This is a genomic window from Thermomonas sp., from assembly GCF_047606765.1.
GTDB lineage: Bacteria > Pseudomonadota > Gammaproteobacteria > Xanthomonadales > Xanthomonadaceae > Thermomonas.
Window position 1 is genome coordinate 1 of the sequence record NZ_JASGED010000089.1, and the last position, 11,745, is coordinate 11,745.

Annotated in this window: 16 protein-coding genes and 2 tRNA genes; 8 read left to right on the forward strand and 10 right to left on the reverse strand. The window is 64.2% G+C overall.

Annotation, left to right across the window (positions count from 1 at the left end):
- The 8 genes from msbA to QM612_RS08475 form a co-directional block, all read left to right on the forward strand.
- On the forward strand, nucleotides 1-1,441 hold a 1,441-nt coding region (msbA, locus tag QM612_RS08440), incomplete at its 5' end, for a lipid A export permease/ATP-binding protein MsbA (RefSeq protein ID WP_415253457.1).
- A complete protein-coding gene (lpxK, locus tag QM612_RS08445) occupies nucleotides 1,438-2,436 on the forward strand; it encodes a tetraacyldisaccharide 4'-kinase (RefSeq protein WP_415253458.1) in 999 nt (332 codons plus the stop codon). The genes msbA and lpxK, both read left to right, overlap by 4 nt.
- Before the next feature lie 50 nt (nucleotides 2,437-2,486).
- Nucleotides 2,487-3,263 carry a 3-deoxy-manno-octulosonate cytidylyltransferase gene (gene kdsB, locus QM612_RS08450; RefSeq protein WP_415253459.1) on the forward strand — a complete coding sequence of 259 codons (777 nt, stop codon included), beginning with the start codon at nucleotides 2,487-2,489 and terminating at the stop codon, nucleotides 3,261-3,263.
- Nucleotides 3,263-3,742 carry a low molecular weight protein-tyrosine-phosphatase gene (locus tag QM612_RS08455; RefSeq protein ID WP_415253460.1) on the forward strand — a complete coding sequence of 160 codons (480 nt, stop codon included), beginning with the start codon at nucleotides 3,263-3,265 and terminating at the stop codon, nucleotides 3,740-3,742. The genes kdsB and QM612_RS08455 overlap by 1 nt, the downstream gene beginning before the upstream one ends.
- A gap of 11 nt (nucleotides 3,743-3,753) precedes the next feature.
- The gene (gene uvrC / locus QM612_RS08460; RefSeq protein WP_415253461.1) at nucleotides 3,754-5,637 is read left to right on the forward strand and encodes an excinuclease ABC subunit UvrC; all 1,884 of its coding nucleotides are present in this window, start codon (nucleotides 3,754-3,756) and stop codon (nucleotides 5,635-5,637) included.
- A gap of 190 nt (nucleotides 5,638-5,827) precedes the next feature.
- Complete coding sequence (gene pgsA / locus QM612_RS08465) at nucleotides 5,828-6,412, forward strand: CDP-diacylglycerol--glycerol-3-phosphate 3-phosphatidyltransferase (protein ID WP_415253462.1); 585 nt, start codon at nucleotides 5,828-5,830, stop codon at nucleotides 6,410-6,412.
- A gap of 23 nt (nucleotides 6,413-6,435) precedes the next feature.
- Nucleotides 6,436-6,511 (forward strand) — tRNA-Gly (locus QM612_RS08470).
- Between the two features lie 75 nt (nucleotides 6,512-6,586).
- A tRNA-Cys gene (locus tag QM612_RS08475) sits at nucleotides 6,587-6,660 on the forward strand.
- A gap of 1 nt (nucleotide 6,661) precedes the next feature.
- On the opposite strand, the gene QM612_RS08480 is transcribed toward QM612_RS08475, so the two are convergent.
- From QM612_RS08480 to QM612_RS08525, 10 genes are all read right to left on the reverse strand, one after another.
- Complete coding sequence (locus QM612_RS08480; RefSeq protein WP_415253463.1) at nucleotides 6,662-7,279, reverse strand: hypothetical protein; 618 nt, start codon at nucleotides 7,277-7,279, stop codon at nucleotides 6,662-6,664.
- A gap of 7 nt (nucleotides 7,280-7,286) precedes the next feature.
- Complete coding sequence (locus tag QM612_RS08485) at nucleotides 7,287-8,324, reverse strand: tyrosine-type recombinase/integrase (RefSeq protein ID WP_415253464.1); 1,038 nt, start codon at nucleotides 8,322-8,324, stop codon at nucleotides 7,287-7,289.
- A complete protein-coding gene (locus QM612_RS08490) occupies nucleotides 8,321-8,524 on the reverse strand; it encodes a DUF4224 domain-containing protein (RefSeq protein ID WP_415253465.1) in 204 nt (67 codons plus the stop codon). Before QM612_RS08490 ends, QM612_RS08485 begins: the two co-directional genes overlap by 4 nt.
- Nucleotides 8,521-8,763 carry a hypothetical protein gene (locus tag QM612_RS08495; RefSeq protein WP_415253466.1) on the reverse strand — a complete coding sequence of 81 codons (243 nt, stop codon included), beginning with the start codon at nucleotides 8,761-8,763 and terminating at the stop codon, nucleotides 8,521-8,523. Before QM612_RS08495 ends, QM612_RS08490 begins: the two co-directional genes overlap by 4 nt.
- A gap of 37 nt (nucleotides 8,764-8,800) precedes the next feature.
- Nucleotides 8,801-9,100, reverse strand: coding sequence for a hypothetical protein (locus QM612_RS08500; RefSeq protein ID WP_415253467.1), 300 nt, complete (start codon nucleotides 9,098-9,100; stop codon nucleotides 8,801-8,803).
- Between the two features lie 43 nt (nucleotides 9,101-9,143).
- Nucleotides 9,144-9,344, reverse strand: a complete 201-nt coding sequence (locus tag QM612_RS08505; protein ID WP_415253468.1) for a hypothetical protein — start codon at nucleotides 9,342-9,344, stop codon at nucleotides 9,144-9,146.
- 488 nt (nucleotides 9,345-9,832) lie between these two features.
- Nucleotides 9,833-10,099, reverse strand: coding sequence for a hypothetical protein (locus QM612_RS08510; protein ID WP_415253469.1), 267 nt, complete (start codon nucleotides 10,097-10,099; stop codon nucleotides 9,833-9,835).
- A 354-nt stretch (nucleotides 10,100-10,453) separates the two neighbouring features.
- A complete protein-coding gene (locus QM612_RS08515) occupies nucleotides 10,454-10,849 on the reverse strand; it encodes a single-stranded DNA-binding protein (RefSeq protein WP_415253470.1) in 396 nt (131 codons plus the stop codon).
- The gene (locus QM612_RS08520) at nucleotides 10,846-11,517 is read right to left on the reverse strand and encodes a hypothetical protein (RefSeq protein WP_415253471.1); all 672 of its coding nucleotides are present in this window, start codon (nucleotides 11,515-11,517) and stop codon (nucleotides 10,846-10,848) included. The genes QM612_RS08515 and QM612_RS08520 overlap by 4 nt, the downstream gene beginning before the upstream one ends.
- Nucleotides 11,518-11,526: 9 nt before the next feature.
- A partial coding sequence (locus QM612_RS08525; protein WP_415253472.1) for a hypothetical protein occupies nucleotides 11,527-11,745 on the reverse strand: 219 nt, incomplete at its 5' end.

An 11,745-nucleotide genomic window follows, 5' to 3' on the forward strand; every position in this document is an offset into this window, starting at 1 on the left:
CAAGTACCTGCGCCTGCCGGGGCTGCGGCTGGATGCCGAGCCGGTGCCGTCGATGCTGGTGCGGCTTGGTTCCGACAGCGATCAGGTCTCGCAGGCTGCCATCGATGCCGCCAAGGTGATGCTGCAGCAGTCCTTGCAGGTGCTCGCGATGCTGGCGGTGATGCTGTACGCAAGCTGGCGCGTCACCATCGCCGTGCTGCTGCTGGCACCGCTGATCGCGTGGATGATGGACAAGGTGGGCCGGCGCTATCGGCGCTTCGGCCATCGCGTGCAGGAGACCTCGGCGCAGATGATGCTGGCCGCCGATCAGGCACTGTCCAACCAGCAGGAAGTCAAGGTCTATGGCGCGCACGCAACGGAAATGCAGCGCTACGCCGGGCTTGCCAATCACTATTTGAATCTTGGCCTGAAGGTCGAGGCCACCCGCAGTATTTCCTCGGCGCTGGTGCAGTTGACCGGCGCGGTCGGGCTGGCCCTGCTGTTGTTTCTTGCCGGGCGCGAAGCGCTGGAAGGGCGGCTGACGGCGGGCGGCTTCGTGCAATTGATGATCGCGATGCTCGCCATCATTCCGGCGCTGAAGCAGCTCACCAATGTGCAGGGCATGCTCCAGCGCGGCATCGCGTCGGCGGAGCGCCTGTTCTCGGTGCTGGATGCCGAGGACGAAGTCGATGCCGGCACCCGTCCGCTTGCGCGCGCACGCGGCGAGATCGAGTTCCGCAACGTGCAGGCGCGTTATCCGGGGCAGACGAAGGATGCGCTGTCCGGCATCAGTTTTGTCGCAAAACCCGGCACGGTCACCGCGATCGTCGGGCGCTCCGGCAGCGGCAAGTCATCGCTGGTCAAGCTGATCCCGCGTTTCTATGAACCAAGTGATGGCCAGATCCTGCTGGACGGGCATCCGCTGCATGACTATCCACTCGCCGACCTGCGCCGGCAGGTGGCGATGGTCGGCCAGCAGGTGATGCTGTTCGATGGCAGCGTGGCCGAGAACGTGGCCTATGGCGAACTGCGCGATGCCGATGCAGAGTCGGTGGAAGCGGCGGTGCGTGCGGCCAATGCGATGGAGTTCGTCGAAGCCCTGCCCGAAGGCATGCAGGCGCAGATCGGGGTCAAGGGCGGCAAGCTGTCCGGTGGCCAGCGCCAGCGCCTCGCCATCGCCCGCGCCATGCTCAAGGACGCGCCGATCCTGATCCTCGACGAAGCCACCGCCGCGCTGGACAACGCCTCCGAGCGGCTGGTGCAGGAAGCCCTCGCGCATCTGATCCCCGACCGCACCACGCTGGTCATCGCCCATCGCCTGTCCACCATCGAACACGCCGATCAGGTGCTGGTGCTGGATGCTGGCCGGCTGGTGGAGCAGGGCACGCATGCGCAATTGCTGGCGCGCGGTGGCGTGTATGCGCGGTTGCACGCCGCGCAGTTCCGGGAGTCCGGCGCTTGAGCCGCAGGCAACTCCCGGCAACTCCATCGTGGTGGTTCGATGGCAACACGCCGCCGCTGCATGCGCGGCTGCTGTCCGTGCTGTATGGCGCGGTGGTTGCATTGCGCCGTGGCCTGTACCGGCGCGGCTGGCTGCGCAGCCGGCATCCGGGCGTGCCGGTGGTGATCGTGGGCAATATCGTGGCCGGCGGCAGTGGCAAGACCCCGCTGGTGATCGCACTGGTGCAGCGCCTGCGCGCAGCCGGTTGGACGCCGGGCATCGCCAGCCGGGGCCATGGGCGCAAGGATGCGAAGACCGCGCGCTGGGTCGAAGCCGGTGGCGATCCCGCCCTGTGCGGCGATGAACCCCTGCTGCTCGCTGCCGCCACCGGTGCGAAGCTGCGGGTGGATCGTGATCGCTTCGCCGCCGCGCGCGCGCTGGCCGACGCTGGTTGCGACATCGTGGTGTGCGATGACGGCCTGCAGCACTACGCGCTGGCCCGCGACATCGAAATCGAAGTGCAGGACGCGCGCCGCCGCTACGGCAACGGCCGGCTGCTGCCCGCCGGGCCGCTGCGCGAGCCGGTCGAACGCGCCGCAGACTGCGCGTTCCGGGTGGTCAATTTCGGCGTATCCGACATGGGCGATGGCGAACCCGGCGAATGGCCGATGCGTCTGCGCACCGGCCAGGCGCAGCCGCTGGCAGGTGGACGCCCGCTGCCGCTGTCTGCCTTTGCCGGCCAGCGCGTGCATGCGGTTGCCGGCATCGGTGACCCGGAGCGGTTCTTCTCGATGCTGCGCGATGCCGGCATCGCGGTGGTGGCGCATGCCTTCCCCGACCACCATGCCTACACGGCGGCGGATTTCGACTTCAGCAGCCCGCTGCCGGTGCTGATGACCGACAAGGACGCGGTGAAATGCGCGGCCTTCGCCGCTGCCGGCTGGTACGCGGTGCCGGTGCAGGCAGCCTTGCCGGAAGCGTTCTGGGTGGCGCTGCTGGACAGGCTGAAAGCCTAAGCGGCGAAGCACATGCCCACCACATTGATGACCAGCGATAATCCCCACGCATGACCACCCCCGATTTCGTCGTCGCCATTCCCGCCCGTTACGCCGCCTCGCGCCTGCCGGGCAAGCCGCTGCGCCTGATCGGCGGTGAGCCGATGGTGTTGCATGTCGCCCGTCGCGCACTGGCCGCCGGTGCGCGCGAGGCATGGGTCGCCACCGACGATGCCCGCATCGCCGAAGCGCTGGACGGATGCGGCGTGCAGGTGGCGATGACTTCGCCCGGCCACGCCTCCGGCACGGATCGCCTGGCCGAATGCGCACGCATCGCCGGCTGGGCCGACGACACCATCGTGGTCAATCTGCAGGGCGATGAACCCTTCGCGCCTGCCGATGGCATCGCCTGTGTGGCACGTACGGTGGCCGAAAGCGGTGCCGGCATCGCCACCCTGGCTGCGCCCATCGGCGATGTCGAAACCCTGCTTGATCCGAACGCGGTCAAGGTCGTGCGGGCGGAAAATGGCGATGCGCTGTATTTCAGCCGTGCGCCGGTGCCGTGGCCGCGCGATGCCTTCGCGCTTGACCGCACGGCCATGCCGGAAGGGCAGTGGTTACGCCACATCGGCATCTACGGTTATCGCGCTTCCGCGCTGCGCGCGTTCGCGGCCTTGCCGCAGGGCGTGCTGGAGCGTGTCGAAGCACTGGAGCAATTGCGCGCACTGGAAGCCGGCTGGCGGATCGCGGTGGCGTTGACGCCTTCGCCGTTCCCGCCGGGCGTGGACACGCCCGAAGACCTGGCGCGTGCCGAACGCATCTGGATGGACATGCAGGGACAAGAATGATGGCGAGGCCCGTTGGAATCCTGATGGTGTGCCTTGGCAACATCTGTCGTTCGCCAATGGCCGAGGGCGTGCTGCGTGCGCGGCTGATCGAAGCCGGGCTGGGTGAACAGGTGCGGGTGGATTCCGCCGCCACCGGCAGCTCGCACATCGGCCACCCGCCGGACGAGCGCGCGATTGCCTGCGCGTTGAAGCATGGCATCGACATCTCCGCGCAGCGTGCGCGCCGGCTGGCACTGGAAGACTTCGACGAGTTCGACGTGATCCTCTGCGCCGACCGCACCATCCTGCACGATGCGCGCATCCGCAAGCCGCGCATCTCGCATGCGCAGGTGGAACTGCTGCTGGAGTGGAGCGGCGTTGGCAAGAAGGACGTGCCGGATCCGTATTACGGCAATGCGCGTGATTTCGAACAGGCGTTCCGGCTGGTCGATGCCGCCGCCAACGGGATCGTGGAACGGGTGAGGCAAGGCCGGCTCTGACCGGCACGCGCATGGGCAGGCGCAAGGCGGACGAGGCGGTATTCGACGGTCGCGGCTTTGCGGCCTCGCTGCCGCTGGCACCGGGCGTCTATCGGATGCTCAACGCCGAAGGCACGGCGCTGTACGTCGGCAAGGCGCGCGCGCTGCGCAATCGCGTCGGCAGCTACTTCAACGCCACCCCCAAGCCCACCCGGATCATGGCGATGCTGGCGCAGGTGGCGCGCATCGAGATCACCGTCACCCGCAGCGAAGCCGACGCGCTGCTGCTGGAAAACCAGCTCATCAAGTCGTTGCAGCCGCGCTACAACGTGATGCTGCGCGACGACAAGAGTTACCCCTTCGTGCTTCTGACCAAGGAGGACTGGCCGCGCATCGCCTTCCACCGTGGCCCGCGCGCAACGCCGGGGCGCTACTTCGGCCCGTATCCCAGCGCAGTGTCGGTGCGCGAGACGCTGAACCTGATGCACAAGCTGTTTCGCCTGCGCAGCTGCGAGGACAGCGTTTTCAGGAATCGCAGCCGGCCCTGCTTGCAGTACCAGATTGGCCGTTGCAGCGCGCCGTGCGTGGGTCTTGTCGATGCAGCCGACTACGCGGATGCGGTGCGGCGCGCGGCGTTGTTTCTCGATGGCCGCAGCGGTGAACTGGGCGATGAACTGACGGCGGCGATGCAGGCAGCAAGCGAAGCGCTGGAGTTCGAGCAGGCGGCGCGCCTGCGCGATTTGATCGCGACCATCCGCAAATTGCAGGCACGGCAATACGTCGATGGCCGCAATGCCGACCTCGATGTGCTGGCGGTGGCGATGCAGGGTGCGGCGGCCTGCGTGTTGCTGCTGGCCTTCCGCGACGGGCGCAATCTCGGCACCCGTGCGTTCTTCCCGAAGACCAATGGCGAGGACAGCGCCGATGAAGTGCTGGCCGCGTTCGTCTCGCAGTACTACGCCGAACAGCCGCCACCGGCGGAGATCGTGCTGGATCGCGAGATTCCGGAACGTGAACTGATCGAACAGGCCTTGAGCGAACATGCAGGCCGCAAAATCGAACTGCGCGCCAGCGTGCGCGGCGAGCGTGCGGCGCATCTGGAACTGGTGCGCCGCAATGCCGAACTGGCGCTGGCCACGGAACTGTCCAGCAGCGCTGCCCAGCAGGCGCGGGTGGAAGCGCTGCGCGAGCTGCTGGGGCTGGCCGAAGCGCCATCGCGGATCGAGTGCTTCGACATCAGCCACACCATGGGCGAGGCGACGGTGGCGTCCTGCGTGGTGTTCGATGCGGCCGGCCCGGTGCGTGCGCAGTACCGCCGCTACAACATCGTGTTCGACAAGAGCAGCGGGATCGAACCGGGCGACGACTATGCGGCCATGCAGCAGGCCTTGCTGCGCCGGTTCCGCCCGGCGGCGGAAGGCGAGCCGGACATCGTGCTGCCGGACGTGCTACTGATCGACGGCGGTAGCGGGCAAGTGGCGCAGGCGCGCGGCGTGCTGGAGGACTACGGCATCACCGGCGTGGCGTTGGTTGGCGTGGCGAAGGGGCCGGAGCGCAAGGCCGGCGCGGAAACCCTGCTGCTGCCGGATGGGCGCGAAGTGCAGCCCGGCGCGGCATCGCCCGCATTGCAACTGGTGCAGCAGGTGCGCGACGAGGCCCACCGCTTCGCCATCACCGGCCATCGCGGCAGGCGGCAGAAGGCGCGCGCCACCAGCCGGCTGGAGGACATCGCCGGCATCGGCCCACGCCGGCGCGCATCGCTGCTGCGGCATTTCGGCGGGCTTGCGGGCCTGAAGGCGGCGGCGGTCGATGACATCGCCAGGGTGGACGGCATCAACCGTGCGCTTGCTGAACGCATCTGGGCCAGCCTGCACGGACTGGCGCAGGCCGGCGCGGAAGGGCAGGGCGAAGGCTAGAGCGTTTTCGGCGCAAGCCTGCACCCATCGTCATGCCCGCGCAGGCGGGCATCCAGCGTCTTTGATCCTTGCGAATCAAAGGCAAAGTCACTGGGTTCCCGCTTTCGCGGGAACGACGGACATCGTGAACATTTCCATCGAAATTGCGCGAAGGCTTGCCGGCTGGAAGTTGCCGGTAGAATCGCTGCCGATGAAGCTGACCATTCCGACATGGCTGACACTGGCGCGGATCGCCCTGATCCCGGTGCTGGTGGTCGTCTATTACCTCGACTATCGCTGGACGAACATCGCCGCCACCGCGATCTTCGTGGCGGCTTCGGTCACCGACTGGCTGGATGGCTGGATCGCGCGCCGCTACCAGCAGTATTCGGCCTTCGGTGCCTTCCTTGATCCGGTGGCCGACAAGCTGATGGTGGCGGTGGCACTGGTCATCACCGTGCAGTACCACCATACGGTGTGGATGGCGCTGTGGGCCAGCGTCATCATCGGGCGCGAGATCGCGGTGTCTGCGCTGCGCGAATGGATGGCTGAACTTGGCCAGCGCGCGAAGGTGGCGGTGGCGACGGTGGGCAAGATCAAGACCATCGTGCAGATGGTGGCGCTGGGCTTCCTGCTGTACCGCGAGCCGCTGCTGGGCATCCCGGTGTTCCTGATCGGCGAATGGCTGCTGGCGGCGGCGGCAATCCTGACCTTGTGGTCGGGCTACGAGTACGCCCGTGCGGCCTGGCCGGCCCTGAGCGCCGAAGAAACAAAAACTGTTGACAGGTCAGAATGAGGCCCTAAAATGACGGGCTCAACGCGGGAATAGCTCAGTTGGTAGAGCACGACCTTGCCAAGGTCGGGGTCGAGGGTTCGAGTCCCTTTTCCCGCTCCAGTTTTTAACGAAGCCCCGTTTCGCGGGGCTTCGTTGTTTCAGTAGAATGCAAACGCATTCTTCATCCAAGTCACCGGCCGGGTGGCAGAGTGGTTATGCAGCGGACTGCAAATCCGCGTACGCCGGTTCAATTCCGACCTCGGCCTCCATCTAAGCCCCCGATTCTTCGGGGGTTTTTTCTTTTTCTGGCTCAGTTGGGTTTTCCGATTTTTCCGCGTGTTCCGCGTTTGCCTTCCGTAGCAGGCGCTTGTGGGCGACCGTTGCAGCCGCGATCCGCATAAAGGTTGCTTCGCCGAACTGGTTCATGGCGATGTTCACGGCGGCGCAAACAATGCGAGTGTTCCCGCTGGTGTAGTGCTTGCCGCTGTCGATTCGATCAATGCTTGGCATCCACGGACGAATGCGTCTGTCTGCATATTGGATGGCGTCGAACTTGATCCCGGTTACCGAGCATCGGTTGTCTGCCGCGTCCAGCATGGCTTGCACGTCGCCCAGCGTGAGATGAACCTCCAACCCTTTCGGTTTGGCGTTCTTCACCATTGATTTGTGCAGGGCTTTTGCGGTGCCGGTCGGGATGGCGACGCGCCGCCCGTTTGACTCATTCACAGCATCATAGCGGCGCATTGCCGCCTCAAAATCGCTGCCGAGTGCAATCTCAACTCGCTTGCCATGCTCGGATCGGCAATAGAAGTAGTAGGTGTACTTTCCACGGCGGCGAACAAGGAATCGGGGTGGCAAGGTGGCGTGCTTTTCAGTGCGTCGGCTCATGCGGAAATTATGCGCCATCTTGCGACCTTTTCCGCGTTTGGCCTGTCGGCATGACCTTCGCGCCGCGCCGATTCCGGGCGTAGTGCTCAGTCATCCTCAGGCTGGCATGCCCTAGCTGGCGCTGTGCATCCCGCAGGTTGCCAGACGCTTCCTCCGTGTCCGTGGCAGCCTTCGCGCGCAAGTCTCGGAACTGGTAGCCGGCGATCCCCGCCGCGCGGCAGGCAGCCGCCCAATGCCGGGAAATGGCATTCACGCCGATGGGCTTGCCATTCTGGTTCACCACCAGCCGCGTGCAATGCACTTTGAACTCAGCCTTGCGCTCCCTGATCCGCGCCAGCACGGATTCCAGTTCCCCGGTGACTTCGACCCGGACTTTCGCGCCCGTCTTGGCTTGCCGGAAGTGCAGCGCGCCATCCCGTACATCCATGTCGGTTGCCCGCAGCACGTCCGATGGTCGCTGGCCGGTCAGGTAGGCCAAGTCCATTGCATCGCGCAGCGTTGGGCTACCGGCCTCCCATATCGCAAAGAAGGCGTCATCTTCGATGTAGGCATCCCGCCCACCTGTCGCGCCCTTGATGCCGGCGCATGGGTTCGGAAGCGAGGTGTAGCGGTTCGCGCGCGCCCAATTCCAAAGGTGGGATAGCAGTGCCTTCTCGCGCGTGGCGCGGACAGGGGCGGAAGACCGCCACCGCATATAGTCCTGCACGTCACCCGGCTGGATTGCATCCAGAGGCGCGGGCGGGTCATTGAAGTATTCCAGCAGCTTGCCAAGCTCGGCGAGATTGTCGCGCTGCGTGCGCGGGGCTTTGTGCGGGATCACCTCGCGCCGGTAGGCATCGGCAACGTGCTTGAACAATACGACCGCCGCAGGTGGCAGCGCGGATGCATGCTCAATCTCGGCCCACTTCTTGATCGCCAGTCCGTAGTCCTTCCCGAGCGGCGATTCCTTGCGCTTCCCATCCTCGCCGGTGCCGTGGTCGTAGAAGTAGTAGGTGGCATTGCCGCGCTTGCGGACGCGGAAGCGTGGAATCTTGCCGACCATCATGCGGCCTTGTTCGACTTCCAAGCCGGAGCAGACTGCGCGCCTTGCTCTGCTTCCACGCTACTGCGCAGCACAACAGGCCATCCGTGTGCGTCAACGTAGTGCCTGATGCCGTTCTGACGCAGGAATGCAGCCTGCCGCGCCCGGATCGGCGTCCGGCACAGTTCGCGGATTTCCGCACGGGACAGGCAAAGGTCGCTCATGCGCCTTCCTCATCCCGCCGCTCCGCGACCGCCAGAACGGAGTTCTCCGCCTCGCGCTGGGCGCGGCAGGCTTTCGCGTAGATGCGCCCGTTCACCGTGCCAAGCATCTCGTCTAGATCACTGGCGATGCACTCGGCGCAGACACCCGCGCCACGGCTTTCCGCATTGCAGCGCGGGCAGTGGCCCATCGTCGTAACGTCCGGCCTGAAAATCTGATGCCGAATGCGGCTCATCATCATGACCGCGAGGCTTTGTGTACTTTCCATCGTTACTCCGTTACTCCGTTACTCGCTTTGCCGACGTGCGCGGCAGCTTCCGCCGCAGCCATGCCATCAATTCGGTCTGCGTTGCGATGGCGGACTCATGCTTGCCATTGACCATCACGCGCAGGTTCCCCGGTCGCGTGCCGGGGAATGGCGTGATGACGCAATCGCGGCCAGAACGCGGGTTCGACAGTGTGATTGTGTAGAGCGCGCGATCTTCCACCGGATCACGGATCGGCACGACATCATCCGGGTGCGCTTCCTGTCTGCGCGGTCGCCTGCGTGCTGGCTTCTTTTTGCGTCGGTAGTACATGTCGAATATTTCAACAATCGTCTATTGAGTGTTAGCCGTCATGTCAGCCATACCCGCCAATCACAACGGCCTTCGTGATGTCACGCGGGCAAACCGGGCATTTGATGCGCCAGTAATCCCCATCGCGCTGGTCATGCACTCGCTCTGCCTCGATCGACATGAACTCGATCACTGTTTTGCAGTTTTGGCAGGTAGCCTTAACCTTGATGTCTGCCGGATCACTTCCGTACTTCACAATCCGCATTTCGTTCCTCCAAGCCGTCTCGCAACGGCTAACAATTCATTCAAGCCGACGCCGCTTCGCGGCACGGCTTAATTCAGGCGTTAGGTTGCAGTTGAGTGGATACGCCACTCGCAGAGCTGCAATGCGCCCTTTCCGGTGCCGGATCGTGGCACGGCGCGACCGGCCCTTGACACGCAGCGGTGCGACCGCTGGCTTGCAAATCCCGAACGGAAATCTCCCAGCGCGGTGAGCCATTCGCGGTCACTACGATTTCGCCACCCTGCTCTAGGGCATGCACCGCTACTGCGGCGCAGGCTGCGCCTGTCACGTCTGTCTTGTTGCTAGCCCAAGATGCGCCGTCCTTCAACACGCCGCCGCAATAGATACGGCCTGTGAGTGGGCTGGCGGCAATGTGTAGCTTCTTCATGTCGTTTCCGTGTAGGCTGCAACCTAACAATTCAATGCAGCCGACGTTGCTTCGCAACGCGGCTGATTTCAGGCGTTAGCACTCACCAATCGCTGCCACACAGCCAGCCGGGTTCGTTGCCATGTTCCGCAAGCATTTCGCGCACGCTGGTGGTCTGCCCTTCAATCGGGCGCTCATCTTCGTCAAATGCTGGGTAGCGCACGTCCAGTTCTTCTTCGGTCAGCTCGCGCGGGTAGCCTTCATCCAACGGCTCATCGCCGCCCACCATGTCGCGCCAAAGCTGCGCAGCTTGCTCGGCACTCTCCGCCGCGTAAACGTCACTGTCATCGCACTGGTAAGCCTTCAACATGATTTCCTCGCTTCGTGTAGGGTGAGTGCTAACAATTCATTCAACGCGACACCGCTTCGTAGCGGCATCGCACTCACAACTCCGCGCAGCGGTGCGCGTTAACTCAAGCGTTATACGGCAGACTCGGATCGCGTGTGATGTGCTTTCCGTCAGCGTCAAAGTGCATCGCCTCGGCAAAGTCACCGTCGCTACATTCGTAGCATTTCAATTCAACCCGCACCGCTTCCGGGTAGTCGTGTTCCTCGCGCTTCACCTCCACCTGCTTTCCGCAGCATGGGCATCGCAGGAGTATGTGTGGTTGCAAGTTCATCGGTTCTACTTCCGTATAACAATTCATTCAAGCCGCCGCCGCACTCAAAACGGAATATCGTCGACAAAATCATCGACCGGCGCAGCTTGCTGCCTTGGTGCATTTCTCCGCGCTTCGTTGGCCGCAGGTTTGGCAGCGCCTTCCTTCTGCCATTCCGGCTCAATCTCGCGCACATTGAGCGTGATGTAGGTTTTGCCGTCATGCTCGCGTGTTCCGAGCTCGCCGGACACTGTGGGCGATGTGCCTTTCAGTAGATGTTGAGCGAGTTTCTCGCCGCGCTCGCCCCAGATGTTGCACTCGATCCAGAGTGTGGCTTTGTTGTCGCCCCAGCCAATATCGACTGCGAGCGAAAAGCCGGTAACGGCTTTGCCGCCTTGGGTGTAGCGTGTGACGGCATCGCGACCGATGCGGCCCTTGAACGTGCAGATGTTGATGCTCATGCGGCTTCCTTGTGTGCGGCTTTCAGTGCGGCGCGGGTTTTGCTATCCAACCGCGTCCACAGCGCGGCCTTCTCATCGGTTTCCAGATTTTGCGATTCGATGTAAGACATGGCTTCTTTTGCATCCGGCATGATGTCCATCACGGCATCGGCGATCTTCTGCAAGAAAGCCTGCGATTCCTCGCTCTGCGCTTCCCACACGCCATCTGTCGGTTTGATCTGTGTGACGGACTTCGCCGCCGCATCGTCATCCTCTGCGGGAAATCCGGACTCAAGTGGCATCTTTGCCCACAACTCCGACGCCAGCCCGAACGTGAGTGCTGCGGCCATGCAGAAGCCGCGCCGGTGCGTGTCGGTGATGTCGCGCGCGGTGATCTTGTCGAACGCCACGGCGTTATTGCGGCTGTCCATGACCGCCTGCGGGACTTCCGGTGTGACTGTGCCATCACTGTGACGGAAGCGGATCAGCAGGAATCCGCCAGCCGGTGCGCGATGCAGAATGCCGCATTCTGCGGTCGGCACAAGCTCAGGCATCCAACCGGGGGCATGCTGGCGCAGCAGGTTCATGGTGCGCGCCCAATTGATGTAGCTCGCGCTGAAATTGCCGCCGCCAATTTTCTCGACAAGCTCGGCGTGCGCAATGCCTACAAGGTTCGGAATATCTGCCATGTCGGTATCTCAAAAATAGGTGTCAGTCGTCGGATAGCGCCCATCGAGCGCTTCCTCCATCGCGTAGCGCTCGCCTTCACTGAGCGCCTCGTCGTGTTGTTCGTTCGATTCGTCCATGTCAGTGCGCCCCTGCACGATCCAAGGCAAGAAAGAGCGCGTCGCGCTGTTCGCGCCACGCCGACCACGCCGCCGACTCCGCCGCCCACGCCGCCCCCCCGCGCCGCCGCC